The sequence below is a fragment of the Nostoc sp. FACHB-280 genome (assembly GCF_014697615.1).
Lineage (GTDB): Bacteria > Cyanobacteriota > Cyanobacteriia > Cyanobacteriales > Nostocaceae > Nostoc_B.
The window spans coordinates 172,174-198,813 of the sequence record NZ_JACJSD010000004.1; the positions used below are offsets into that span (position 1 = coordinate 172,174).

Annotated in this window: 27 protein-coding genes; 17 read left to right on the top strand and 10 right to left on the bottom strand. The window is 40.0% G+C overall.

Annotated features, from left to right (window positions below; all coding sequences use genetic code 11):
- Positions 1-269 precede the first annotated feature (269 nt).
- On the top strand, positions 270-632 hold the full coding sequence (locus tag H6G75_RS04575) for a four-helix bundle copper-binding protein (RefSeq protein ID WP_190978781.1): 363 nt from the start codon (positions 270-272) through the stop codon (positions 630-632).
- Positions 633-855: 223 nt separating this feature from the next.
- Positions 856-1,491 (top strand): hypothetical protein, encoded by a 636-nt coding sequence (locus H6G75_RS04580; protein ID WP_190978782.1) that lies wholly within the window; start codon positions 856-858, stop codon positions 1,489-1,491.
- Positions 1,492-1,579: 88 nt separating this feature from the next.
- On the opposite strand, the gene H6G75_RS04585 is transcribed toward H6G75_RS04580, so the two are convergent.
- Together H6G75_RS04585 and H6G75_RS04590 are read right to left on the bottom strand one after the other, a co-directional pair.
- The gene (locus H6G75_RS04585; protein WP_190978783.1) at positions 1,580-3,007 is read right to left on the bottom strand and encodes an LCP family protein; all 1,428 of its coding nucleotides are present in this window, start codon (positions 3,005-3,007) and stop codon (positions 1,580-1,582) included.
- A gap of 279 nt (positions 3,008-3,286) precedes the next feature.
- On the bottom strand, positions 3,287-3,718 hold the full coding sequence (locus H6G75_RS04590) for a hypothetical protein (RefSeq protein WP_190978784.1): 432 nt from the start codon (positions 3,716-3,718) through the stop codon (positions 3,287-3,289).
- Between the two features lie 108 nt (positions 3,719-3,826).
- Here H6G75_RS04590 and H6G75_RS04595 point away from each other — a divergent pair, with 108 nt between their 5' ends.
- The gene (locus tag H6G75_RS04595; protein WP_190978785.1) at positions 3,827-5,002 is read left to right on the top strand and encodes an AI-2E family transporter; all 1,176 of its coding nucleotides are present in this window, start codon (positions 3,827-3,829) and stop codon (positions 5,000-5,002) included.
- Here the strand turns inward: H6G75_RS04595 and H6G75_RS33440 are convergent.
- Positions 4,999-5,130 (bottom strand): hypothetical protein, encoded by a 132-nt coding sequence (locus H6G75_RS33440; RefSeq protein ID WP_277884071.1) that lies wholly within the window; start codon positions 5,128-5,130, stop codon positions 4,999-5,001. The two genes, H6G75_RS04595 and H6G75_RS33440, sit on opposite strands and share 4 nt — an antisense overlap.
- Positions 5,131-5,234: 104 nt before the next feature.
- Between H6G75_RS33440 and H6G75_RS04600 the strand changes: the two genes are divergently transcribed.
- Entirely contained in the window at positions 5,235-5,453 is a 219-nt protein-coding gene (locus H6G75_RS04600; protein ID WP_190591854.1) for a hypothetical protein, read from the top strand.
- A 52-nt stretch (positions 5,454-5,505) separates the two neighbouring features.
- A complete protein-coding gene (trmFO, locus tag H6G75_RS04605; protein ID WP_190978786.1) occupies positions 5,506-6,819 on the top strand; it encodes an FADH(2)-oxidizing methylenetetrahydrofolate--tRNA-(uracil(54)-C(5))-methyltransferase TrmFO in 1,314 nt (437 codons plus the stop codon).
- Between the two features lie 98 nt (positions 6,820-6,917).
- On the opposite strand, the gene H6G75_RS04610 is transcribed toward trmFO, so the two are convergent.
- Positions 6,918-7,457 carry a GAF domain-containing protein gene (locus H6G75_RS04610; protein WP_190978787.1) on the bottom strand — a complete coding sequence of 180 codons (540 nt, stop codon included), beginning with the start codon at positions 7,455-7,457 and terminating at the stop codon, positions 6,918-6,920.
- Between the two features lie 572 nt (positions 7,458-8,029).
- Here H6G75_RS04610 and H6G75_RS04615 point away from each other — a divergent pair.
- On the top strand, positions 8,030-9,118 hold the full coding sequence (locus H6G75_RS04615; protein WP_190978855.1) for a Rieske 2Fe-2S domain-containing protein: 1,089 nt from the start codon (positions 8,030-8,032) through the stop codon (positions 9,116-9,118).
- A gap of 323 nt (positions 9,119-9,441) precedes the next feature.
- On the opposite strand, the gene H6G75_RS04620 is transcribed toward H6G75_RS04615, so the two are convergent.
- Together H6G75_RS04620 and H6G75_RS04625 are read right to left on the bottom strand one after the other, a co-directional pair.
- Positions 9,442-10,122 (bottom strand): hypothetical protein, encoded by a 681-nt coding sequence (locus H6G75_RS04620; protein WP_190978788.1) that lies wholly within the window; start codon positions 10,120-10,122, stop codon positions 9,442-9,444.
- A 62-nt stretch (positions 10,123-10,184) separates the two neighbouring features.
- Positions 10,185-12,161, bottom strand: a complete 1,977-nt coding sequence (locus H6G75_RS04625) for a heavy metal translocating P-type ATPase (RefSeq protein WP_190978789.1) — start codon at positions 12,159-12,161, stop codon at positions 10,185-10,187.
- Between the two features lie 246 nt (positions 12,162-12,407).
- Here H6G75_RS04625 and H6G75_RS04630 point away from each other — a divergent pair, with 246 nt between their 5' ends.
- The 3 genes from H6G75_RS04630 (at position 12,408) to H6G75_RS04640 (ending at position 14,679) form a co-directional block, all read left to right on the top strand.
- Positions 12,408-13,736: an Nramp family divalent metal transporter gene (locus H6G75_RS04630; protein WP_190978790.1), complete on the top strand. Its 1,329-nt coding sequence runs from the start codon at positions 12,408-12,410 to the stop codon at positions 13,734-13,736.
- A 46-nt stretch (positions 13,737-13,782) separates the two neighbouring features.
- Entirely contained in the window at positions 13,783-14,451 is a 669-nt protein-coding gene (locus tag H6G75_RS04635; RefSeq protein ID WP_190978791.1) for a tetratricopeptide repeat protein, read from the top strand.
- A gap of 72 nt (positions 14,452-14,523) precedes the next feature.
- A complete protein-coding gene (locus tag H6G75_RS04640; protein WP_190978792.1) occupies positions 14,524-14,679 on the top strand; it encodes a hypothetical protein in 156 nt (51 codons plus the stop codon).
- A 159-nt stretch (positions 14,680-14,838) separates the two neighbouring features.
- On the opposite strand, the gene H6G75_RS04645 is transcribed toward H6G75_RS04640, so the two are convergent.
- A complete protein-coding gene (locus H6G75_RS04645; RefSeq protein WP_242051455.1) occupies positions 14,839-16,122 on the bottom strand; it encodes a hypothetical protein in 1,284 nt (427 codons plus the stop codon).
- Positions 16,123-16,183: 61 nt separating this feature from the next.
- Positions 16,184-16,375, bottom strand: a complete 192-nt coding sequence (locus tag H6G75_RS04650; protein WP_083468865.1) for a CbtB-domain containing protein — start codon at positions 16,373-16,375, stop codon at positions 16,184-16,186.
- Positions 16,376-16,820: 445 nt separating this feature from the next.
- Here H6G75_RS04650 and H6G75_RS04655 point away from each other — a divergent pair, with 445 nt between their 5' ends.
- Positions 16,821-17,201: a hypothetical protein gene (locus tag H6G75_RS04655; protein WP_190978793.1), complete on the top strand. Its 381-nt coding sequence runs from the start codon at positions 16,821-16,823 to the stop codon at positions 17,199-17,201.
- 335 nt (positions 17,202-17,536) lie between these two features.
- Positions 17,537-18,172, top strand: a complete 636-nt coding sequence (locus H6G75_RS04660; protein WP_190978794.1) for a Uma2 family endonuclease — start codon at positions 17,537-17,539, stop codon at positions 18,170-18,172.
- On the opposite strand, the gene H6G75_RS33445 is transcribed toward H6G75_RS04660, so the two are convergent.
- Complete coding sequence (locus tag H6G75_RS33445; protein ID WP_277884072.1) at positions 18,161-18,289, bottom strand: hypothetical protein; 129 nt, start codon at positions 18,287-18,289, stop codon at positions 18,161-18,163. The genes H6G75_RS04660 and H6G75_RS33445 overlap by 12 nt on opposite strands.
- Before the next feature lie 25 nt (positions 18,290-18,314).
- Between H6G75_RS33445 and H6G75_RS04665 the strand changes: the two genes are divergently transcribed.
- The 6 genes from H6G75_RS04665 (at position 18,315) to H6G75_RS04690 (ending at position 25,901) form a co-directional block, all read left to right on the top strand.
- The gene (locus H6G75_RS04665) at positions 18,315-19,868 is read left to right on the top strand and encodes a CPBP family intramembrane glutamic endopeptidase (RefSeq protein WP_190978795.1); all 1,554 of its coding nucleotides are present in this window, start codon (positions 18,315-18,317) and stop codon (positions 19,866-19,868) included.
- A gap of 1,000 nt (positions 19,869-20,868) precedes the next feature.
- Positions 20,869-21,147 carry a TM2 domain-containing protein gene (locus H6G75_RS04670; protein WP_190978796.1) on the top strand — a complete coding sequence of 93 codons (279 nt, stop codon included), beginning with the start codon at positions 20,869-20,871 and terminating at the stop codon, positions 21,145-21,147.
- A gap of 398 nt (positions 21,148-21,545) precedes the next feature.
- Positions 21,546-21,812, top strand: a complete 267-nt coding sequence (locus H6G75_RS04675) for a TM2 domain-containing protein (RefSeq protein ID WP_062297570.1) — start codon at positions 21,546-21,548, stop codon at positions 21,810-21,812.
- Positions 21,813-21,858: 46 nt separating this feature from the next.
- Positions 21,859-22,338, top strand: coding sequence for a DUF2752 domain-containing protein (locus H6G75_RS04680; RefSeq protein ID WP_313934791.1), 480 nt, complete (start codon positions 21,859-21,861; stop codon positions 22,336-22,338).
- Between the two features lie 441 nt (positions 22,339-22,779).
- Complete coding sequence (locus H6G75_RS04685; RefSeq protein ID WP_190978797.1) at positions 22,780-25,212, top strand: cation-translocating P-type ATPase; 2,433 nt, start codon at positions 22,780-22,782, stop codon at positions 25,210-25,212.
- A gap of 179 nt (positions 25,213-25,391) precedes the next feature.
- A complete protein-coding gene (locus tag H6G75_RS04690; RefSeq protein ID WP_190978798.1) occupies positions 25,392-25,901 on the top strand; it encodes an FHA domain-containing protein in 510 nt (169 codons plus the stop codon).
- 162 nt (positions 25,902-26,063) lie between these two features.
- Here the strand turns inward: H6G75_RS04690 and H6G75_RS04695 are convergent, their stop codons facing one another.
- Positions 26,064-26,411 carry a hypothetical protein gene (locus tag H6G75_RS04695; RefSeq protein WP_190978858.1) on the bottom strand — a complete coding sequence of 116 codons (348 nt, stop codon included), beginning with the start codon at positions 26,409-26,411 and terminating at the stop codon, positions 26,064-26,066.
- Positions 26,412-26,640 lie beyond the last annotated feature (229 nt).

Here is a 26,640-nt window from a genome sequence, read left to right on the forward strand (position 1 = left end):
CTCCAGACATACTTTACAGCTATGGCTTGACTGTAAAAGATAATCTCTACTTTAATACCGGAGTTTAAAAGCTCAGTAGATTAATCATTCGCTAATAAACATCACTATTTTGTGGGTTATGGTTGAGTAATTCCGGTAAATTTATCGGAATTAATGGCTTAAAAAATGACAAAAAAATCTATTGACCCCTGAAAAATATCAGATTAATGTTATAGGTAAGTCCGGCAAAGGACGTGATAAAAGCATCAAAAAATCAGGAGATTTTTCTTATGATGATGATGATGACTGAATCCATGACTGCGGAAATGCAAACCTGTATGAACGCTTGCATGGAATGTCAGAAAATGTGCATGGAAACTATGACTTACTGCATGAGTAAAGGCGGTATGTACATGGATATGACCATGATGGGGATGATGCGTGATTGCTCTGAAATGTGCATGATGTGTATGAATATGATGATGGGTGGTTCCGAATTTATGGGACGCACTTGTATGTTGTGTGCTGAAATGTGCGATCGCTGTGCAATGACTTGTGAACAAATGAGCGATGATGCCAAGATGATGGAATGTGCCGCAGCTTGCCGTAAGTGCGCTGAAACCTGCCGTTCTATGCAAATGATGCCTGCTTAATTTAACTACTTCGCAGAAGTTTCTCTGCAACCTATTATTCAAGCGCCCAGACTGATACAGCCTGGGCGCTTGAAGTTGTTTTGAAGCAGTAACCAAGACATTTTGAACTCTGTTACCTATCGCCTGTAACCTGTAACCTGCTATAAATTGCGGAAATTGCTGTGGAAAACTTGGAGCTATTATCTCTGAATAGTTTCAAAGATCAAATTCCCAGGAGTGAATTATGCAAATTCACAACAAGCAAATTCAGCAATGGATTTTGTCACCAATTTTGATGAGTTTAGTTGCAGTTGGAACAATTGCTTGCCAATCTCCAGTTCATTCTTCTGTAACTAAGCAAGCCGCAAAACCAGTAGTTACATTAGCACAAGCATCAGGAGTTTACCGCAGCGATCGCTTTCGTTTTCGGTTTAGTTACTCCACTCAAGATTTTGTTATAGATAGCAAACTATCAACTCCTAGAAATAATGTTGATGGGTCTCTCGCGGCTATTGATATCTGGACTAAACAACACGCCCAAAAAATCCGCGCTGGCGCTTATGAAGGTGGTACAGAATATCCTGCTAATGTCCAAGTTGCTGTATACAATAATCCCCGCAAATTCTCTTTGCAAAATTGGATAAAACAGAGTAGCCAATTTTCTGCAACCCGCGACTTTAAATCTGCGAAAATTGCCGGACAAACGGGCGTAAAATTTTATTCTAGTGGGTTATACGAAAACGAACACGTTGCTTTTATTAGTCCTAAAGACTCCCGAATTATTGTTGTGTCATTATCCAAAACTGGTTACGGTAACAATGATGCTATTTACAGACGAGCATATCAACAGGTGATGAACTCCTTCACGTTCCTGAAATAAATAGAAATGGGTATTGAATAAGAAACAGCAGGAGAAAGGTGAATTCCTTTTCCCCTGCTGCTGAAGAAGTCTGTGATTTAATTAATCGCTAATAAGATTGAGTCGAATCATTCAAAGGCATTTGGTGTTGTAGCCAATCTTTGCCTACTTGAATGCTGACATCAGAATTGAGACTACCAGTGCTTTCAACGCGAACTTCACCAATTCCCAAAAGATCCCGAATTGATTCCGCACTACTGCCGTCTCCTTGTTGAGCAACAATGTGAGTGACTTCTAATGGTTCAGTCCAAGGCTTGGCGATATAAACATTCCGATAACCAGCCCTTTCTAAAGCGCGAATTAAAGGCCGTAGGGCGGCGCGATCGCTTCCTGTACTATCTTGAATGGCGACTCGCACAGAACTAGGATCACTTGCTTGTGGCTCAGTATTTTCCGCATTTGATTCTAAGCCAAATTGTTTAGCCATAAGTTTGGCAATCCCATCTTTACTGGGCAACCAATAGCTGGCATCATACTCGCCTTTTTCGCTAAAGCGTCCTGGCAACATTAACATCTCCATATTGGAGCGATTAGTCCGCACACCAAAACCTAATAAGGCGACTAATTCTTCTACCGTCAAGTTAGTATCAATGTGTTCTTTGACAACATTTAGAATTTTGGGTAATTGCGCTAAGGTAGCAGGGTTGAGGCTTTGGTCAGTCAAGGCACGGATGACCATTTGCTGGCGTTGAATCCGACCGATATCACCTAGTTCATCATGACGAAAACGCAGTAATTGTAGTGCTTGCTCGCCGTTGAGATGTTGCTTGCCTGCTTTTAAATTAATATATAAATGCTGAGAATCATCTTGGTATTTCATGTCTTTGGGAACATAGACTGTAACGCCACCCAAAGCATCAATGAGTTTAGCAACTCCCAAGACATTAATCCGAATATAGCGGTCAATACCAACACCGCCCAAGAGATTGCTGATGGTTTTTGCTGTTAAGGCGGGGCCACCTTCCACATTAGCAGCATTAATTTTTCTCATTCCATGCCCTTCGATTTCTGTGCGAGTATCTCTGGGAATCGAAAGCATGACTATTTTTTTTGTCTGTGGGTCAAATTTGACCAGCAGCATCACATCCGAAAGACCATCAAAAGAGTTGACTTGGGGCAAGTAGCGGAGGTTTTTGGTTTCTTCGGGAGGATTTTGAACATCAGGGGGTAGTACGCTCATCCCCATGACTAAAAGATTCACCGGACGAGTTAATTCAGAAAAGCGTAATCCACCCCCAGCGATCGCATCGCTGTCAAAGACGGCTTCTTCTTGGGGACTAAGATCGGCTTGCTGTAACGGCGTGCTAGTTAAAGAAACCGCCAACAAAGCACCAGCCATTGCTGACACCATTGCAATGCCGCTCATCCCCACCCAGAACCACAACCAACGTCCCGATTTAGGGTTTATTGACTTTCTGCCCTTCATCTTGGGGGTTTTTGAGTGGTTTTCTTCCGCCGAAGTTCTTTGAATGGTCACAGACTTCCTCACACTTGCTGATTAAATTCGGTAAATTTGCAGATTATCAATATGCAAATAATCAACTCATAGTAGTTAACTCTTAATTAACCATGTTGACTTTTCGCTATTATGTCAACCACAACACTTATAGCAGGATTTTTCTTTTTTGGGGTAAATCCTGATATGTTTTATTGAAGTATGACAACAATAAGTCACTTTGACTAGATCCGCTAGGAAATAATTTGTAATTAGATAAAAATTCAGTAAAAATACCGTCCAGAGATTGACACAACAGCATCACGATAAATACTTGCCCAAGACCCGCTCTGCTAAGTAGCTCAACCCTGGTAAACGACTAGATTGACCGCGAATAATCCGAATAATTAGCCAAATACTCACTAAAAAATAACCAGATGTCACAAAGGTATTGAGTATTAATAAACGCAAGGCAAAAAATTCTGAAGATGCTGATCCAGTTGCTAATAAGAGATAAGCTAATAGCCAAGCAAATGTCATAGTAACAGACTGACGGCTAACTATTAGTTGTTCCCGACTTCCTTGACGACGGTAGAGAGTCCACAGAGATGGCAGAACCCCAATCACTGGGATGAGATAAATCAGCAAATTTATTTGATTAGAGCGGGAGTTTTGACTAAAAATCTCAGGTGAGGTAGAGTTATCCCTTTCCTCTCTCCCGAAAGAATCATGAATTGGTTCAAAATTTTCCATTTGGCTGAGTCTAATCCTAAACTAGAGGGATGAAAGACTGTAATGTAGTTAGAGATAATAGGCTTTAGAGAAAGATTTTATTTAGTTTTATCTCGCAAGCGGCTAAAGATGCAGACACGCAAGCTAATCGACTGGTGGCAGACCCTAACACCAATAGCGCGAATCGGAGCGATCGCTCTATTCGCACCAGTGCTAGTCCTCAATGGGTGGGCGATTTCCGCAATTTTTGATTATTTCCATTCTCTAATAGTTATTTTAGTCGGAGCCTCAGTACTGGCATTTCTCCTCAACTACCCTGTTAGCTGGATGGAACGCCAGGGGGCAAAGCGAGAGCAAGTTGCTGTGCTGGTGTTTTTACTAGCATTATCAATTTTGTTAGCATTGGGCGTGACTCTGTTTCCCCTAGCCTTGACCCAAGCGCAACAACTGGTGGCGCGGATACCAGAGTTAATTGACTCTGGGCGATCGCAGTTGATGATGTTAAACGAAAAAGCAGAACTCCTCGGCTTACCAATTAACCTTGATGCACTTGTAGTCCAAATCAACGATCGCGTCAAGGGGCAGTTACAAGCGATCGCCGGACAAGTCCTCAACTTGGCTGTTGTCACCTTCACCAGCTTGCTCGATTTTCTGCTGACAATGGTTTTGACTTTTTATCTTTTGCAGCACGGTGATGAACTCTGGCAAAGTTTAGTAGAATGGCTACCCAGCAGATTTCGGGAACCTTTCTCCCAAACAGTCCGCCTCAGTTTCCAAAACTTTTTTATCACCCAGCTAATTTTATCTACCTGTATGGCATCCGCCTTAATTCCTGCCTTTTTATGGCTCAAGGTGCCATTTGGGTTGTTATTTGGCTTGACAATTGGGATTATGGCGCTTGTCCCCTTTGGCGGTTCTGTAGGGATTATTCTCACAACTTCATTAGTGGCGTTGCAAGATTTTTGGATGGGAACCAGAGTTTTACTCGCAGCTGTAATTGTGCAGCAAATTTTAGAAAATTTAATTGCGCCCCGCATCTTGGGCAGTTTTACTGGCTTAAATCCAGTGTGGATACTAATTTCTGTCTTGACTGGTGCCAGAATTGGCGGATTGTTGGGTGTAATTGTCGCTGTACCTACGGCTGTGATTGTCAAAACTGCATTAGTCGCCCTCCGTCCTGGGAAGTTTAGTGAAACCGATGACAGCACGGCAAAATGCGATAAACAAACCACCAGCGTAGTTGATGAATCACCCAAAGCTGAAGTCAACAACCCCCTCAGCTTTTCGGAACCGACTTTACCTTAATAATTCAGGTGGTTTTTAAAGGGTAAATAAAATTTATGTATTTTTGTGATGGCGATCGCATAAGTTGGGTGCGATCGCTTTTTAGTTAAATCTGGTATATGTGATTTCCCTTGACTCTCATCTTGCACCTAGCCCCAGCGAATGGAATTCGCGTCTACGATAAATTAAGCTTGTGGGCGATTTTTGCGTAATTCCTGAATCCAGCAGTGGGAACAGTACGGACAAGATGGTAATGAAGCAAGCAAGCAAGGATGATTTGATTAGCGGTAAGCAAATCTACTTCCGTGGTTATATTTACAATGTGTTGTGGGTATCGGAGAGTAAAGTCAAAATTGTCTTACCCGGACATCACCCTAATTCCTGGGTGTCGCCTTATCCGGCTGGGACATACACTATCCCTGCGTCTTGGGAATTACCAATAACCCATCCTGAACTCTATGTGATGAACTAATACATTACAGTGGTAATTAACCGCAGATAAACGCAGACGGACGCAGATGATTATGGAACAACAACCGATACAAGTAATTGGAGGTGGACTAGCTGGAACAGAAGCAGCATGGCAAATTGCTCAAGCTGGAGTACCTGTCATTTTTCATGAAATGCGCCCTCAACGCTTCAGTCCTGCCCATCACACAGAACATTTGGCAGAGTTAGTTTGTAGTAATTCTTTTGGGGCGATGGCGAGCGATCGCGCGGCGGGATTGCTGCACGAAGAACTGCGACAATTAAATTCTATTGTCATATCTAAAGCTGATGAACATGCAGTCCCGGCGGGTGGGGCGTTGGCTGTAGACAGAGGCCAATTTAGTCAAGATTTAACCGCAACTTTATCGAACCATCCTTTAGTAGAATTTCGGCGCGGTGAAGTCAAGGCTATTCCCGAAGGTATTGTGGTGTTAGCAACCGGGCCGTTGACTAGTCCTGAATTGGCAGAAGACTTGCACCGCTTCACGGGAATGGAGTACATGAGCTTTTTTGATGCGGCTAGTCCCATTATTGTTGGTGAGTCGATTAACCGTGATGTTGCCTTTATGGCATCGCGCTATGACAAAGGTGAAGCCGCCTATCTCAACTGCCCGATGAATAAAGAACAGTATTTGCAGTTTTGGCAAGCTTTGTGTCAAGCAGAACAAACAGAATTGAAAGATTTTGAACGGGAAACAGCCAAGTTTTTTGAAGCTTGTTTACCAATTGAAGAATTAGCACAACGGGGCGAAGATACAATGCGTTACGGCCCCTTAAAACCAGTCGGGTTATCTGATAGCCGGACTGAGGAACGTCCCTATGCTGTGGTGCAGTTACGCCAAGAAGATAAAGCTGGGCAACTGTGGAATATGGTAGGTTTCCAAACTAATCTGCGTTGGGGTGAACAAAAGCGAGTTTTTCAACTAATTCCGGGTTTGGAAAAGGCAGAATTCGTGCGGTTGGGAGTCATGCACCGCAACACTTTTATTAATGCACCCCAACTGATGCAGCCAACTTTGCAATTTAAACAACGTCCCACGTTACTAGCGGCTGGACAGTTAATTGGGACGGAAGGTTACACGGCGGCGGCGGCTGGTGGTTGGTTAGCAGGAACCAATGCAGCCCGGTTGGCTTTGGGTAAAGAACCGTTGGCTTTACCGCCTACAACCATGTTGGGGGCGTTATTAGAGTTTATTAGTTCAGCTTCACCGAAACATTTTCAACCAATGCCGCCTAACTTTGGAATTTTGCCAGATTTAGGTGTGAAAATTAAAAGTAAGCCAGAGCGTTATGGACGTTACCGCGATCGCTCTTTGGCAGATTTAGCTAACTGGAAAGCCCAATTATAGTGCTGAGTATTGTACACTGAGCGCAGTCGAAGTATGAGTGCTGAAAAACATTCCTCTGCCTTATCCTGACGATAAATATTCACGACGACCTACTTAATTTAACTTCCTAAAATATTTGCGTCGGTGGCGAGGGTTTTCGCGGCTGTTTGCACTAAGTTAATATCTGCTGGCGACCAAATGCGGGGTGTTTGACATTGATGAGCGACTAGCAACCCCCACAAGCCTTTGGGAACTAAAATCGGCACTACTAAATTGGCACATACCTGAATGCTGTGGAGAAATTCACGGTGACAAGCTGGTAAAGGTTCAAGGTTCGTATCTGCGATCGCTCTTACTCTCCCAGCTAAATACAAATCTGCATATTCATTAGTAAAACAATTATCTGCCCCTGTGGAACCCAAAATCGAATATTTATCTGAACTTAAGGATTCAAATGTAACTTGGCCATGCCATTGCCAATAAAAGTAATATAAGACTACGCGATCGGCCTGAAGTGATTCTCTCAATTCATGAGTTGTTTGCCGAATCAAAGCATCGCGCTGCATTGTTTTGACAAGGCGCTCTAAAACTCTTCGTAACCCCTGCTCAACAAATTGGTTTGATCTAGGGTCAAATTCGGAGTGAGAATGAATTTGCACAGTTCCACTAATGACGAATTAAGTCAAGTCTGTAGAAATTTTATAGTAATTTATCCAACATCTAAGAGTCTATTTCTAAAGTAAATATTAAGTATGTTATTTTACAGCTACATCAGGATTAGCAGTCGAGTAACAGATTTTTGGGTAGGTTAGATTAACTATAATTTAAGCCTTGCTGGATAAATATCCTATGTACATTTTAGAAATTAAATCATATTCCTAAATTACTTACGCATCACCACAATCAAGGGAAATTAAAACTACATTATATATGCAGAACAAGCAATAATAAAGCTCAATTTTAGTTATAAATTACAGATAAAATCTAGTATATTTCAAAATTATTTCGGTTTTCACTTAGTTTTAGTTTTACAACTATTGATAATTAATATATTTTGGCAAATACCAACTTAGATTAGCTGGCTATAAATTTAACAATTTCTTACTTTGAATATCCTAAAAAATGCTCGACTATTTTTCATAATATTTTTGCTCGTACTCAAAATAACTGTTTTTTAGTAATTGAAATGATATTTCTATAAGAACCGCTTCACCTCTAGTGAAGTTGACAAATAACTGTTAACTCGCAGAATAACATTTCGATGCGTAAACCTAAAATTTTTAATCATCCAGAGCGTTTTATTGAGGGCTGGTATTGGGTAATGCCATCTCAAAATCTGCGAATAGGCGAGGTAAAGCCTGTTACTATTTTAGGAAGAAATTTAGTTGTTTATCGTGGTCAAGATAACAGAGTAGTTATTTGTGATGCTTACTGCCCTCACATGGGCGCTCATCTTGCAGAAGGTAGAGTTGAAGGTAATGAATTACGCTGTTTTTTCCATCATTGGAAATTTAATGAACAAGGCATTTGCGTAGAAATTCCTTGTTTAGATGAGCCATTACCCATTAAGTTAAAAACCTGGCCGACAGATGAAGAATATGGCATGATTTGGATTTGGACTGGAGAAACACCACAACACAGATTACCATATATTCCAGATTTAGCAGCTTATGAATTTGATGTGGCTTTTGGGTTTCATTTTGTGAAAAACTGTCATCCGAATGTGGTAATGTTGAATGCTATTGATGCTCAACACTTCAATACAATTCATGAACTAGGATTAGACATTATTTTTGACAAACATGAATATCATCATAATGCCATCATTTTCACAAATATTACAGACCCAAGGAGAGATTCTAACTTCACTAAACTGATTCGTGCTTTTGTAAAACATCCCATTACCTATAGTATTTGTTATTGGTATGGCAGTACTAATATAGTCACCCTTGGCCCTGATTTTTTAGGATTTCATATTATGTTTGCTCTACGCCTTTTAGCAGAGGGAAAAACGGAAGGGCGAACTATTTTTATGATGAAAAAACGTCGGGGAATTTTGGGCAGGTTGTTTAATAAATTCGCGTTGTTGTTAGCCAAGCTGGTGGGTACACATTTTGTTAAAGGCGATAGTAAGATTTTCCAAACTATTCGCTTTGACTTAAAAACACCCATCAAAGCCGATCAATCTATTGTGCAGTTTATTAACCATGTTGAAAGACAAAAGCCATTGATGTGGGGAACTTGGCAATTAGCGAGAGTACGTGAGGGTGAACCTCCAGAAAATCTCAATAAATGGCGCGATGATTTGACTAATGATTAGGTAATGCGAAAAAGTGAAAAGTTAAATCAGACTTTTGACTTTTATATTGGGATATGGCTCAAATAAAAAGAAGTGGCAGAGCCACTTCATCATTCCCAGGTAGAACCTAAAGATAAGTATAGCGATTCCCAGAATCAAAAATGGTATAAATAGACACTAATTAACTTGAGCTTCCGTTTTTTCTGTCGGTAAGCAATAAAATTTTCATTCCTACTAATGTGCCAGCGAAACTCCAAAAAATAAATCATTCAATGTTCTGACTCAACAAGACTTATATCTCCCTTGTCCCCCTTATCCACCTTGTCTGTAAATAATGAAATACCTTAATACTGACTGGGGTTAAGTATGACAATCATCTCAGAAACTCTCATTCCTAGAGGTTTCCAGTGAGAATTACTAGAAGAAAAAGTGCTGTCACCGAGAACGGCTTGATAGTCTTGGGGGTATTTTTGGTCAGTATTAGGTGCAGAGTCCACGCGGAGGATGAGTTTACCTTGATAGCGGGATAGTTTACTGCTGTCTAGCAAAATGGTACCGCCATAGTCCCAAGCCAGTCCATAAAGTTTAAAGTTGCCTAATTTTTGGCGTAACTCGCGCCACGGCGTACCAACACCAATACCTTCACGGGTTTTCCACGCTGTACCTAAGTTACGCACATCTAGGGGTTTAGTGCGAGTGTTATCACTCCAGACTACCAAAAGCGATCGCTCTCGGCCTAAGTTTACCTGAGTAGCAGCAAAACGACCGATTCCTTCGGGGCCATAAATGGTTTTATCAGTTAAGCGCGATGTACCAAATAGCTTGACTAAATCTTTTTTGGTAGTTTTGCGAGTAATCGGCCCGACTCTTTCACCAGGCACAATTAAAGTATCTTTTACCAGTTGTGATTGAGCAATTATCAGATGATGAGTGTTAGGTTGTGGTAATGCAATTGCTGGGTTTGCCGAGTAGCTAATTAATAAAGCCAACGCAGCAGTTGAGATGTTTTTGATTGGTAGATGCACTTGATTTCTCTATTAAGTAGTAGGAGTTAAACTGACGACTCCTATAGCAGACAGTTCCCTGACTACTTCATAATTCTGGTAGCGTTAAAAATTGCCAGCAAAGCCACACCAACATCAGCAAATACAGCTTCCCACATTGTGGCGACACCTAAAATTCCTAAACCAATAAATGCAATTTTAATTGCTAAGGCAAAAATAATATTTTGCCAAACTATTTGGCGGGTTTTTCTGGCAATTTGAATTGCTGTTGCTACTTTAGAAGGTGCATCGGTCATGATGACGATATCGGCAGTTTCAATGGCTACATCTGAGCCTAAACCACCCATTGCCATACCAACATCGGCTCTAGCAATCACAGGTGCATCGTTAATGCCATCACCGATAAAAGCGACTTTATCATGTTTAGGATTCGTGCTAATTAACTTTTCCATTGCCGAAACTTTTTCTTCTGGTAATAACTCGGCAATATAAGAGTCTATGCCAATTTGTTGAGCAATCCTAGCCGCGATCGCCTGATTATCTCCTGTTAACATGACAGTTCTTTCTACGCCGATTTTTTTAAGTGCTTGTATCGCAGTTTTCGCATCGGCTTTTAACTCATCTGCAATAATAATATATCCAGCATAAATATTATCTACTGCTAGATGTACAACTGTGCCTTCTACGTCGCAGGTATGATGGGTTATATGCTGTTGATGAAGTAGGCGATCGCTTCCTGCTAATACTAGTTTATTACCTACATTTGCCTTAATTCCCTGCCCTGCTATTTCTTCATAATTCGACACTTCGGAAATATCAAAATCTTCAGAGTATGCGGCTCGAATTGATTGGGCAATTGGGTGATTGGAATGCGCTTCTACTTTGGCAGCTAATTCTAGTATTTCTTTTTTGCTATAATCATTGTACGGTACAATCTCTACTACTTTAAATACCCCTTTTGTTAAAGTTCCTGTTTTGTCAAACACTACTGTTTTGACTGTAGTCAAGGTATCCAAAAACATCGAACCTTTAATCAAAATACCGCGTTTGGCTGCACCACCAATTCCACCAAAATAACCCAGTGGTATACTAATCACCAATCCACAAGGGCAAGAAATTACTAATAATATCAAAGCGCGATAAACCCATTCAGCAGATGTCGCCCCAGGAATTAATAATGGTGGTAATATGGCGACTGCTAGAGAGATAAAAACAACTATCGGCGTGTAATAACGAGCAAATTTGGTAATGAATTTTTCAGTTTCTGCTTTTTTACTTCTGGCATTTTGTACCAAGTCTAAAATCTTAGCGATAGAAGATTCATTAAATAGTTTTGTGACTTGCATTTTGAGCAATCCAACTTGATTGATTGAACCAGCTAATACTGTATCGCCAACCCTAACGGTTTGTGGTACAGATTCTCCTGTCAAAGCTGATGTATCCACTTGTGAGTTCCCCGTAATAATTTCTCCATCTAAAGGAATTTTTTCTCCTGGTTTAATAACTACGATGTCTCCAATTTTTACGGCTTCTGGAGATACTTTTTGAATATTGCCTGCTGTTTCCAGGTTGGCATAATCTGGGCGTACTTCTAATAAAGCTTTAATGGAGTTACGCGAACGACTTACAGCCACATCCTGAAATAATTCGCCTATTTTGTAAAACAACATCACACCCACAGCCTCAGGTAACTTATGAATTGCTAAAGCACCTAGTGTGGCAATTGTCATTAAAAATGTTTCATCAAAAATTCTGCCTTTAAGGATATTACGTCCGGCGGTTTTTAACACAGTCCAACCACTCAGAAGATAGGCAGGAATAAAAATTAAATATTCACCAATTGCATAAGGTGTGTTGTGTAATTGTTGTTCAAAAATAATCCCAGATACATACAAAACACCAATCACAATTAGAGAATATATCTCATTTTTGAAACTAAATTCTCCGTCGTGGTCATGGTGATGATTATCATCGTGATGATGCTCATGGTTATGGTTATGATTCTCATGATGATTGTGACCACAACAATCGGAATGTTCTGAATGTATTTTATGTTGCATTTTGGCAAAATTCCAGTTTGTTTAATATATGAGCATATATTCAAATTTATGAGAAATTACTATTTTATGCAAGTTGAATTTTTTAAGAAAGAGAATCTTTATCAATCACTAGTTGAATGACTGGATGAAATGATGTGAGAAAGTTTCAGTCAATGTGAATATTGATAAATTCCCCTGGGGAAAGATGCCAGTATGTCAAATTTTCGTAAGATTATGAGAGGATTATGAAAATTAGAGTTTACACAAATGCCTTTTTGGGAGAATACGGCGAAAAAGCCAAGCTTACCCGAAGTTTACCGCAGTATAAAAGTCCCTCAGACTAAAAGTTTTTGGCGAAAAATTTTGGCGTATGCAGGGCCAGGATATTTAGTTTCTGTAGGATATATTGATCCGGGAAACTGGGCGACTGATTTAGCTGGTGGGGCTAAATTTGGCTATGCACTGCTAACTGTGATTATGCTTTCTAACTTGATGGCGATTTTAATGCAATCGCTGTGTGTGCGGTTAGGGGTAGCGACTGGAAAAGATTTAGCACAAGCTTGTCGAGATTATTTTAGTCCGCGTGTGAGCTTTGGTTTATGGTTGTTGTGTGAAATTGCGATCGCAGCTTGTGATTTAGCAGAAGTTTTAGGAAGTGCGATCGCGCTACAATTACTTTTTGGTATTCCCCTGAGTTGGGGCGTGTGCATTACAGCATTAGATGTATTTGTATTGTTATTACTACAAAACAAAGGCTTTCGTTATACAGAAGCCTTAGTAATTATGTTAGTAGGAACTGTCAGTATATGTTTTGCTATTGAAATGATGTTTTCCCGTCCTGATTGGGGCGGAATTTTATTAGGTTATACTCCCAAAGTAGAAATTTTACAAAATCCAGGAATGCTATATATTGCTATTGGCATTTTGGGAGCTACAGTCATGCCCCATAATTTATATTTGCACTCTTCAATTGTGCAGACACGCGCTTGGCAACCAACTACAGAAAAGCGATGGGAAGCAATTAAATTTGGTACAATTGACTCGACATTTGCTTTGTGTTTTGCACTCTTAATTAATTCGGCAATATTAATTGTGGCAGCAGCAACATTTCACTTTTCTGGACATCAGGATGTTGCGGAAATTCAAGATGCTTATCAATTGCTTTCTCCCTTGTTGGGTGTAAATGCGGCTAGTGCAATTTTTGGTTTAGCCTTATTAGCTTCTGGACAAAGTTCAACCCTCACCGCAACTTTAGCCGGACAAATTGTCATGGAAGGCTTTTTAAATTTACGCCTGAAACCTTGGTTCCGCCGATTTTTAACCAGAATAATTGCAATTGTGCCTGCTTTGATTTCTATTATTTATTTTGGCGAAAAAAGTACAAGTAATTTATTGATTTTTAGTCAAGTAATTTTAAGTTTGCAACTATCATTTGCCGTAGTGCCGTTAGTCATGTTTACCAGTAATCGCCGCTTGATGGGTGAATTTGTTAATCCTTGGTGGTTAAAAACCTTATCATGGTTAGTAGCGATCGCCATCATTATTTTAAATGCTTGGTTATTACTGCAAACTATTTCTGGTTGGTTATTTGGTTAAAATAATCAAAGAAGGAAAATACTGCAAATGTGAAGGGGTGAAATTTATGAAGTATATCCAGCAAAAAGTTGCAGTTTTGGGAATGACAATTTTGTTTGGTGCAACACCTACACTTGTTTATGCAAATACACCAAATAATCAAATAAATTTTCAGGAATCTTATCAACAAGGCGTACAGAAGTTAGAACAAGGCAATTTTCGGGAAGCAATAGCAAATTTTGATAAAGTAGTACAGCAAAATCCCAAATTTTATGAAGGTTTTTGTCTGCGGGGTTTAGCTAAATCGCAAATTGGAGACTTAAGCGCCGCAATTGCTGACTTTAACCAAGCACTCAAACTCAATCCCAATCACATAGACGCTTATAATAGTCGGGGAACAGTTTATGCCCAAATGGGAAATTTACAAAAAGCAATTGCCGACTTTAACAGTACAATCAAAATTGATCCGCAATCTGTAGATGCTTACTATAATCGGGGATTGGCTTACTTTAAACAACAAAATCCCCAAGCTGCAATTTCTGACTTTAATCAAGCAATTAGCTTGAATCCAAATTTAGCAGATGCTTACGGTAATCGCGGACTGGCTAAATATGCTTTAGGAGATCAGCGTAACGCGATCGCGGATTTACAGCAAGCCGCAACACTTTTCCGCCAGCAAGGCGATACCGCAAGCTATCAACAAACACAAAACTTAATTCAACAGGTACAACGTTAGTTCAATAAGGCAAAAGTAAAAAGGCAAAAGGAAAAAGAAAGAAGGCGTTGCATAAATGCGGGATGAATTCAGATGTTTAACAAAAATGAAATATTGATGCTTCGCCCCTTTGCGTCTTTGCGCGAAACAAAAATCATCCCATTAATCAGCAAAGCCAGAAAGAACATTAATACCACAAGCGTTTTAGCAATTTCTTATGGTCTGTTTATTTACGCCAAGCTGTACTAGAGCATCGATTCAGCAATTAAACACCTAATCTCCTTTTTAAGGGGGGAATTTTCTTTCTTCAAGTCCCCCTTTTTAAGGGGGATTTAGTGGGATCAGAGGATTTGTGTATACACCGTAGCGTAGGGGGAGAGGTTCTTTCAAGATTACTGAATTGGTGTTCTAGTGTTGCAGTGTCAATTTGCGTCTGAGTTGCATTCCCACTAACAAACCAATAATGATGATCCCGGTGAGATAAGCCAGCACAACTAAGCGAATTGACACAGGTGGCGCAACCCCTTCCACATCTATATCTTTTTGTACTCGCAGTGGGGAAAACTGACGTGACGCACTTGGCTGAGGCGAAACTTCTACTTGAATATTATGGGGTGCGCCATCAAAAAATTGCTGTTCCCAAGATAGTCTCCCGTTTGCATCTGGGATACCTTGGTAAGCGAAGGGAACCCAGCCATCTTCCAGTGACTTTGTTTTGATGTTTACCAACACATCAGAAACAGGCTGCTTGGTTTTTTCATCAACAACTTGCACTTGTAATTTATCAGTTTTGCCAACTGTCGCACTCCCATCACCCAACAGTTGCACTTCTAAACCTTGTTGTTTCACAATGTCATAATTATCAGTTTCTGGTTCAGCCGCAGATGCGTGGTGATTATCTGCTGTCGCCTCATGGTGATGATGTTCTCCATGAGATGTCTGCGATTGTGCGATTTCTGAACTCAGGTTAACACCCAACAAAGCAATAATAGCCACCACAGTTGCACCACTCAACAATAATCTTACCCGTTGGGGAGCTATTTCTCCTGGTTGAATTTCTTGCCTTCCTCCAATTACCCAACCGCCACCTAAACCAACCAGCAATAAAATGATAGCAAGAATGGCAAAGTTGCGATACTTCACCCCATTTTCAGGAACTGATAAATTCAGATTTTGTTGAATTGGCGTGAACGCATTAGGCGTGATGGGGGTAACATTTACTTGTAGCTGGTAATTACCCCGAATTGGTAAAATTTGCTGAACTTGCAGTTTTCCTTGAGGAGCGATCGCTTGTATATCTAATAATTTAGTGCCTTCTACAATGGGGAAATCTGTAGTCAACCAAGGATTTCTCGTAGGAGTAAAGATTTTTAAATTAATACTGGCATTTGTTAATGGTTTACCTGCTGCATCTACAGCTTGCAGTGTTAGTTTAACTGGCAATTGCGGTTTACTAGCTTCAGCCTCAAACGGTATGATTTGACTAATAGGCGGTTCCGTAGTTAATTGCACCCTTGCTTGGGGCGACTGAGACAAACCCGCAGAGTGATGAAAACCAACACTCATCAACCCAACCGCGCTACTAACGAGTAGATAAACCTTAAATTTTTTGATTTTCAGCATATATCCAGAAGCGGCTAGACTAGCTTTTCTAGCCCTAGCGATCGCAATCATTTTGATGGATTTTCTCAATGATGGGTAGAAGAGTTTAAATTTCTTATCTCTCTACCCATCAATTGATCACAAAATGCTACTAATGACAACCTACCAGCAAAGTGTGGTGACGTAACGAGTGGACGCGATCGTGAATGGCTGGGTTAGTTGTAAAATAAACTGTCCAAAGAGTCAAAGCACACAAAGAAACATACAGCGTGGCTTGTACTGGTGTCGATAAAGTCACACTTGCGGTTTTTTGTAAAACTGAAGGATGAGTTTGAGTAGTCATCAAATACCTCGAATGAGTAGATACAATTTAACGCATCGGTCAAAATGATAGCTAAAAGTAGTTTTATCCGCTTTACAGTTGTCACCTTTGAGGTTTGAACTAAAGTTTTCCACAATCTCTAAAAATAGCTATTTATTTAAAACCGATTCTTAAGCAAATAGCATAATAACTCAAATTATACCACCGTGTAACTGTGTGTATTCATGTTTGAAGATAGACTTAAAATTTTGACGATACTTATTAAGTGTATGAACTTGGTTTGTCTTTTATATTGCTTTTTAGTGACGAATTTTAATAGTCAATTAATTTACTTGCTTTGATAGCTAAAGATGGGTAGTTAAGTAAATATATGAGTAATCTTTCATAATTTATTGTCAACATCATCTTGACCAATGACAACTAATAGGATAGGCTTGGCAATCAGAGATGTTCTATCAGGAAAAATATGAACAAGAAGTTAGTACTGAATTTGCTTTCTAGTTCCGCAATCTTTACCTCCCTGATGTCTACATTGGCAGTCATTCCAGCACACGCCTCTGTGAACCTCACTCAAAAATTAATGCACACCAACGATGGACGTACTTGCATTACTAATCCCCACGGTTTGAAGGATTTTGTCTGTATTCGAGATTCAGAAAGAGACCCCAAAGCACCTCCCGCACCTAAATCTATGGTGGTTTCATCCACACCATCTAACGTCGACATTGCAGAATTGAATTTTACAGATGAAGAAAGTGATGCCGCAATTAGAATCTTTAAGTGCGACTGTCCTTATTGCATCAATTCCTTGCGACAATTACGCGGTACTGGCAACTTAGTATACTAAGCCGATTGTCGAAAAAGCTGGCGAAGCTGATGAGAAAATCGATGTCAGCTTAAAAACTCAAATCTTCGTAAGCCTGTCGGAAAAATTGTATTTAGATTTAACAATAATCAAGGTAATAGATTTGCTGGATATACTTTGAATTTCTCCTCAGTCAAATCTGATGCCAAATAACCAAAAGCTTTTGTAACCATATACTGTATATAGCAGTCCTAAATCATTTGTGAACAACAAGATCCCCGACTTCTTTGAGAAGTCGGGGATCTGAGTCTATAAATTTTTAGATATACAGGATAAAATTTGTTTATCTAGTAATCTGATAAAATCAACGTTTTCGTATGCTTGCCAAGTCAACGCCTGCTGAACAAAGAATAGTTCTGCACAACGTTAGCTGGGAAACCTTTGAAGCTTTGCTAAGAGATACAGGTGAAGAGAGAGGTTCTCGGTTTGCGTATGACTGCGGTACTTTAGAAATTATGACACCACTATTTGAACATGAAAACCCTAAAAGTAATTTAGGAAACTTTATTGTTGCGTTAGCTGAAGAATTAGATATTGAAATCAGAAGTGCTGGTTCTACAACGTTGAAGCAGAAGTTAGTTAAAAAAGGTATAGAACCAGATGCTTGTTATTATATCCAAAATGAATTATTGATGCGAGGTAAGGAAACTTTAGACTTAGAAACTGATCCACCACCTGATTTAGCAATAGAAGTTGATATTACTAGTAGTTCAGTTAATAAGTTTAATATTTATGCCGCATTAGGTGTTTCTGAACTATGGGGATATAATGGTCAGAATTTAAAATTTTATCAATTATTAGAAGGGCAATATATTGAGTGTGAGTTTAGCATTGCCTTTCCGATAGTATCAGTGCATGATATGAGCCGATTTATTGAACGAAGTAAAACTATGGGTGAAATTGCTTTACTCAAATTATTTCGTGCTTGGGTAAGAAGTCAGCTAGAGGGTTAATGAGTTGTAATTTAACATTCTGTGGTGTGGTGGGCGATCGCCTTGTAAAGTAGACTCACAATCTTGACCATATCTATCCACCTCCTGCTTTTTCTTGCGATAATTCCCAAGGGGCATATTCTGGTTCGTCCAAGGGGGATAGATGACTCTCAAACGATTGGTTTTAATCATTTCGACTGTGATAGCAGTTGTATTAGCAACTTTATCGCTAGTCAGTAGTTGGCAGAAACCACAGTTCCAAAGTCGTCTGGAACTTTATCAAACCAATATTGCGCTGCAAGCCCAAGCTTGGCAGCCAGAAGATAGTAATGGTGATAATTTTCAGGTAATTCGCCAAGCCATCCTCGAAGATCAGCCCCTAGAAAATGCAACACAGCAATATCAAGAAGCAAAAAAATCTGTACAAACTAATTTAGATCAGCTTAATAACCAACTTACACAGCTAAGTTCTCCAGCTAAACCCCTACCAAAAGACACTGTTGATACTAGTGCATCTCCAGAAGTCACCAAGAAACAATTACAGCAATCTCTTTACCAACAGCAAAAATTACTCGCCGAGTTAGATTTACGTCTGGGAATTTTACAAGTACAACAAGGACAACAAGACACAGCCTTGAAAACTTGGGCGGAATTACAACAACCAGCACTCAACAGCGATTTTGCAGATACCGCGACTATCTTAAGTGGACTCTGGAGTAATCCGCCGCGAATTTTACCCAACGCCCAGCAGCTAATTAAAAAGAATTTAGATGGTTGGTTTCGGAATACGGCTTTGATTCAGCTATACCAACTCCAGCAGCGTCAGGAACCTTTAGCCACAGTTAAAGCTGCACAGCAAGAAGCCGCAGCCCAAGCAGTATTTAAACTCACCCTCATCGGTACGATCCCCGCCTTAGCAGCATTAATCGGCACAATTCTGCTGATTTTCTTATTGACACAACGCTTGCTGAAAGGAAAAGAGGCGTTATTGGCACAAAATGATGATTTAGTCTGGACAACACCCTGGGATGGCGAAACCGTACTCCAGGTTTTTGTGGTGGGATTTTTCTTTATGGGACAAGTTTTTGTTCCTATTTTATTATCTATACTGCCAATTCCCCGCCCGATTGTCGGTGTACGCTTACAGGCTTTTTCCGTGTTGGTTAGTTACTTGTTGGTGGCGGCTGGGGCGCTGTCGGTGATGTATTTTTCCATCAAACGGTTTTTCCCTTTACCAAGATTGTGGTTTAAATTCCAACTCCAAGATAGTTGGTGGCTGTGGGGATTAGGCGGTTACTGCACCGCTTTACCTGTGGTTGTGGTGGTATCGTTGATTAATCAAAAACTCTGGCAAGGACAGGGTGGTAGTAATCCGTTATTGCAACTGGCGCTAGAAAGTCAAGATTCTATCGCATTAGGAATATTTTTCTCCACAGCTGCGATCGCTGCTCCTATATTTGAAGAAATTTTATTTAGGGGCTTTTTGCTACCCTCCCTCACCCGTTATTTACCTGTGTGGGGCGCAATTTTGGCTAGTAGCTTGTTGTTTGCGATCGCTCACCTTAGCTTGTCAGAAGTTTTACCTTTGACAGCATTGGGGATCGTCCTGGGAGTAGTGTACACGCGATCGCGCAATCTCTTTGCTCCGATGCTACTCCACAGCCTCTGGAATAGTGGCACACTACTGAGTCTTTTTCTGTTAGGCAGTAGTAACTAATAAAACATATTTAATACGGTTGCCGTAGCAAAAAATATCTGGTTACATCTGCGTAGGTCATGATTTTTAGCAGGTGATTACTAAAGCAAGTATTCTCTGAAATTTGGCTGAAATTTAATCATATTGACAGCCAAAAAATTCCAACATTACTGTCAAATAGACTACAAAACTTCTGGATAAGCCTCTAGTACTATCTAGATAGTGAAAGCTATTTTTCAGATGTTGATTGCCTCTCTGTGTAATATTTGGCAGGCAATATTGAATCATAGCCCTTAACCATAGGAGTGACGCAAAACAACTAAATAAGGTATTCAGTGTAACTTAAAATCACTAATACCAAGATGGCATAATTTTCTAGTTGTGGAATATATGCCATCTGTATTGAATTTATCCCTTTACAGCTAACTTAAAATCTCCTCCTTGCAGCCATATCAAAAAAGTCCGGAAATAACATTAATGGACTTGAAAGAAATGGTATGGTATCACCGTTTTTTGCTGATTATGAGTATTTATCCTCCTCCAGAGAAATCATACTTACGAATCTGCAAAAACGCTGTTTTTGATGTCATAATCACAATTAAATACATACAGCAGATTTCAAGTAAATAAAGTACACAATTTAGTTTTCTAAGCTAGGTAGAGAACTAATCTAATTTAGACTTTTGATGCTCGGATTCTGCTGTAAATCAAGTAGCTTGCTAGTTTGCAGCTACAAAATACTTGTTCCTATTACTTATATTTTGTAGTGTTTCCTTTAAAGTGTTGACATCTTTATTTAGGTAAACGTTAGGCGTATACTAACAAAAAACCAGTTTCATAAATAGTTTTTCCTAGCTGACTATTCATGTGCGACTAAGAAAAAATACTGTTTTTCTTGGTTATTTCTGCATTTCTATATTGAGCTTCAAAAACATTAATTACAAATTATGAATTGAGCTCAATTGTTCTTCATCAAAAGCAAAATTTAGTTTTCCACTGATCTTTGAGGAGTAAGAATACTATGGCAAATCTCAACCCTACTAGTCATCCTAATAAACAACTTTTGGCTGGTTACTGCGGCATCATTTTTGGCGGGTTTGGCGTTCATAAATTTATTTTAGGATATGCTGCGGAAGGCTTTATTATGTTGGCTATATCCATAGTTGCAGGTACTTTTACTTATGGAGTCGCCTTAATAGTAATGCAGCTAATTGGTTTGATTGAAGGCATGATTTATTTAAACAAATCCTCAGAAGAATTTGCCAACATCTATTTTGCCAATAAACAAGGCTGGTTCTAAAGCTTATCTCCCACAAGAACAACAAGATACCCGACTTTCTTCAGAAAATTGGGTATCTCAAAGTGTTTATTTTTAATAAATATAGTGTAACTTATCTTGATATTTTAAATACAATACTTAACTATATTTAATGCTAACTCTGATTTCATACGCTAGATGCTTAAATGTCCGAGCAAGGCGTAACTCAATGTTCACTAGATATAGCAGTAGCCAAGTTGGTTAGGACATTGATAAATCATGAGACTTAGACACCATAAAGCTTTTAACCCTTTCACCTGTCACCTATTACCTGTCCCCTGCTATAACAAATTGTATCTGTTGTAAATATGTAGATGCCAAGTAAATATAGTTACTATAAAATTGGAGTGTTATTTATAATTGAGGGGCATTTCTAACCAATGTCTAATAACAGTCCCAGTGAGATCAGTAATAAAAAACTAGCGGCTGGAATTTGTGCAATCTTGTTAGGAGCTTTAGGAATTCACAAGTTTATTCTTGGTTACACAACCGAAGGCTTGATTATGTTGCTCGTTAGCATCCTCACCTGTGGTTTTGGTGGAGCAATTATGGGCATTATTGGTTTAGTAGAAGGAGTTATTTACTTAACCAAAACTGACGAGGAATTTGTTGAGGCTTATATTGTCAATAAGAAAGGCTGGTTTTAAGTTTTACTTTTGATGTGATTTGCCGTTGTAATTTCAGAGGACATCTGTGTTGAAATTATCTTCTACTCCTCTATCGGGACACGGTAAGCTAGTGCGTTGGGGTATATTAGGATTTTCTTATACCCCACTATTTGGTACATATTTTTACAACCAAAATTATCGCCTTGGTTTTTTAGTCTGTCCTATTAGACACTTTACAGGAATTCCCTGTCCTACCTGTGGTATGACGCGTTCATTTATGGCTATTGGGCGAGGAAACTTAAACCAAGCATTTACTGAGAATTTATTTGGCCCCATTTTATTTGCTAGTTTTGTAATTGCCATAGTTCACGTTACTTTAGAATTGTTAACTAGGCAGCAAATTACAACTTTATATTGTCAACTATTAAGTCTAAAAAAGGTACAAATAATATTCTTATTCACAGTGTTAATTTATCATACTTTCCGGCTGTATCACATTTCACAAACAGGAGAATTGTATATTGCTTTTAGTCAATCTCCTTTAGGGCAATTGCTGTTTCAGTAAGTCTGGAATGGCTATAGCAAGCCTCAATGATTTACAAACATCTCTTTTCCTTGTCTACCTTGTCACCCTTGTCTTTTTTGTTCATATATAAAATTAGAACAGGAAAAAACAGTCTGAGTTTTACTGCTATGCCAATGCTCAAACGTAAACATCTCATTTGGTTTTGCTTATTGCTATTAGGCTGCGGATATTTTAGTACCATGTCTAATTTCGAGATTAATTCTTATTTAAAGAGTGTAATTTTTTTACTGCCAGTGCAGTTGGCGGCGATTGTTTATGTCACTTATCTACGCTGGAAGCGCAACTGAGGCTTAGGTCAGGTGTTAAACAAAAAAATTAATGTTATTGATATTCAGTCATAGTTCCAAATTTCGCCTACGCTCGAAATAGAGACGCTTATAGTCAGGCGTTGAATGTTCGTAGTGAATCCAAAAACTTGCCATGCAACTTGTGCCGAAAACGAACCTTGACCCAGAACTAGCCCCCACTTCCGAGACAATTATTCTGGATGTGGGAGGGATGAAGTGTGCTGGGTGCGTAAGTGCTGTAGAACGTCAGCTAACTCAATATCCGGGGGTCAAAACTGCCTGCGTCAATTTGGCGACAGAAGTTGCAGTCGTAGAGTCAGAAGTTGGGGTGGTAGATGCAGATGCACTGGCAAAGCGATTAACTACCGCTGGATTCCCAACTCAACCTCGTCAATCTAGTCACCAAGCCGCTTTAGAAGATTCCGCCAACAGACAGCGCCAAGAAATGCGTGCAGCATTCCGACAATTAGCGATCGCTGCTATATTACTGGTGTTGTCGGGAATTGGACATCTGAGCAGTTTCATTGGTGTAACTTGGCCAATATTAGACAACATTTGGTTTCATTGTGGACTAGCAACAGTCGCACTATTATTTCCCGGTCGTCCTATTATTGTTGATGGCTGGCTGGGTTGGCGGCGCAATTCTCCCAACATGAACACCTTAATTGGTTTGGGAACAATCACCGCTTACACTGCGAGTTTAGTGGCGTTGTTGTTCCCCCAAATGGGTTGGGAGTGCTTCTTTGATGAACCAGTGATGATGTTAGGCTTTATCCTTTTGGGTAGAACCTTAGAACGACAAGCCAGAGGTAGGGCGGCTAACGCCTTTCGGCAATTACTCGCACTCCAACCACAGGTAGCCAGGTTAATTCCCAACCCAGACCCAGAAAAATTAGGAATTGCGGCTAACAGTATCGATATCCCCGCCGAACAAGTGCGGGTTGGTGAATGGTTGCAGGTATTACCTGGAGATAAAATTCCTGTAGATGGTGAAGTGTGCTTTGGGCAGACAACCATAGATGAGTCGATGTTAACAGGCGAAGCTGTACCTGTAAGTAAACAAGCAGGTGATCTAGTTACTGCCGGCACAATCAACCAATCAGGTGCGATCGCAATTCAAGCAACCCGTACAGGCAACGATACCACCTTGGCGCAAATTGTCGCCTTAGTAGAAGCCGCCCAAACCCGCAAAGCACCTGTACAAAAATTAGCCGATAAAGTCGCTGGATACTTCACCTACGGCGTGTTAACCGCTTCTGTATTCACCTTTGTCTTTTGGTACTTTTTTGGCACAAACATTTGGCCTGATATCATCATCTCCAGTGGTATGGAAATGATGAGTCACACCGCCCACAATACAAACTCAGCACTCAGCACTCAGCACTCAGCACTCTTAACCAGCTTAAAACTAGCGATCGCCGTGATGGTAGTTGCTTGTCCCTGTGCTTTAGGTTTAGCCACACCCACAGCCATTCTCGTCGGTACTGGTATAGGCGCAGAACGCGGTTTATTAATCAAAGGCGGTGACGTTTTAGAAAAAGTCCACAAACTAAATACAGTCGTTTTTGATAAAACAGGCACACTCACTACTGGTAATCCCACCGTGACTGATTGCATTGTCTTGGAGGGATTAGAAAAAACATCATCTGGTAGTCAATCTCTCATCCAACTAGCCGCCGCAGTGGAAAGTGGTACATATCACCCCCTGGCGAAAGCCATTCAACAAGAAGTACAACGCCTGCAATTATCAATTCCCAACGCCGTTGATTTTCATACCGAACCAGGGCTAGGAGTGTCTGCGGTAGTAGCAGAAACAACAGTACTATTAGGCAATCAAGATTGGTTAAGTTGGCATGGAGTTGTGGTTAATGAAATCGCCCAACAAGAAATTCAAAGACTGGCAAAAGCAGGCAAAACAGTTGTATGTGTGGCTGTTGCTGGTACTTTAGCAGGACTCATCGCCATTCAAGATACCTTGCGCCCTGATGCCAAAACCACCGTTGAAAAATTGCAGCACAAGGGTTTAAGGGTAATGCTACTGAGTGGCGATCGCCAAGAAGCTGCCAATGCGATCGGTAAACAACTAGGATTAGATCATGCTGATATCATCGCTGGAGTGCCACCCAGTAAAAAGGCTGAACTGATTAAATCTCTACAAACTGAAACCCACACTTCAAGTTCGCTCAGTGTAAAGCACTCAATTGTAGCAATGGTGGGAGATGGCATTAATGATGCACCCGCCTTATCTCAAGCAGATGTGGGGATTGCCTTACACTCAGGTACAGATGTAGCAATGGAAACTGCGGAAATTATCTTGATGCGCGATCGCTTAAGTGACGTTGTAGAATCCATTAGCCTCAGTCGTGCCACATTCAACAAAATCCGCCAAAATTTATTTTGGGCTTTTGCATACAATACCTTGGGGATTCCTTTAGCAGCTGGTGCTTTATTACCTAGTATGGGTTTCGTCCTCAGCCCATCACACGCTGCTGCACTTATGGCCTTTAGTTCAGTCAGTGTTGTAACTAACTCCATATTCTTGCGAAGACTAGCTCACAGGCAATAAATACGGTTATTAAATGTGAGAATGCAAACTGAATGCCAGTTTTTACTAACTCAGGTTAAACTAAATCGATAGTTAGATGTAATACATCTCACAGAGTAGAACATTGACGTTCTACTCTTCTCAGTCAGAATAGCTTTCAAGTTTGTCAGAGTTATCACCACAGACTGTAGTAAGCAAGAATGGTAGGAAACAATAATAGACCAACATTAATTAATCAAAATTCTGTTGATAATGATCACGATATATCAATGGCACCAGAAACTCATGAAAGCCATCTACTGATTCTTGAAGATGATCAAGGTCGTAAGGAATTTGCTCTCGAAAATTCCGTTTACTCTATTGGTCGAGACCGTGACTGCAACATCCGTTTATTCTCGCAATTTGTCTCTCGTCGTCATGCTACCTTAGTCAGATTGCCAAGAGGACAAAACACTCACAGCTATTACTATCGAATTGTTGATGGTGATGCTAAAGGTAAACCTAGTGCCAATGGATTGATGATTAATGGGCGCAAAATCCCGGCTCACGATTTAAAAAATGAAGATGAAATCGTTTTTGGCCCTCAAGTACGTGCCATCTATTATCTCTTGAGAAATACTCAACGTTCAGGACAAACCGATTCTAGTGAGTACGATATCACTCTAATCAACCCTGGGATGACGGACGATCCAGAAGAGATGGAAGCGTAAACATCAGCTAAGTCTCGGATAGCTTGTTTATCTTACACTAGTTCAATTTGTCACAGTTAGCTTTGCCTAAAGTTAGCCTACCAGCATTCCACTTACAGCAGAATTCAGAATGAAAATAGGCTATCTACTTAGCTTTATTCACCCAATGGAAATCTGCTGTAATTAACCAGCGAGGCTTTCAATTAAATGCCAATGACGACTGTGTTCAATTTCCTCTTTAACAAATTCAAACATTTTGCGACAGTGATTCTCCAGGTGAATTGGCAATTCTTCATTTTTAACAATGACATTCATCCGAGATTCTGTTTCAGTGGCGCTTGATCTGTCAATGAATACTTCAACCTTGACCGATTTGGAAAATGAAACATTACCAGGAATTTCACGAGCCAAAATGTAATCTGACTTGTAGTACTGAATTTCCAAATCGCAGCCTTGGAGAAGTTCTAACAGTAATGGCTGAAGACGGTCAATCGAAAGACCAATTGTAAATGAACAGGTATAGCGAGCCATAATAGCCCCAAGCATTGCAACACTCCGTCCATCGTATAATACCAAAGCCGCCAAAAGGTACTTCATTACAGATTGATTACATAAAGGTACTGGCAAATTGGCTTAAATTCAGTGCTTTCCACTAACATACCAGAGAAACACAACTTGAAAATTTGATAAAAAACTTTAAAATAAGGCCAATTTGCCAAAGAATGGCGGGAAATGGATTGACAGAACATAGATTAAAACA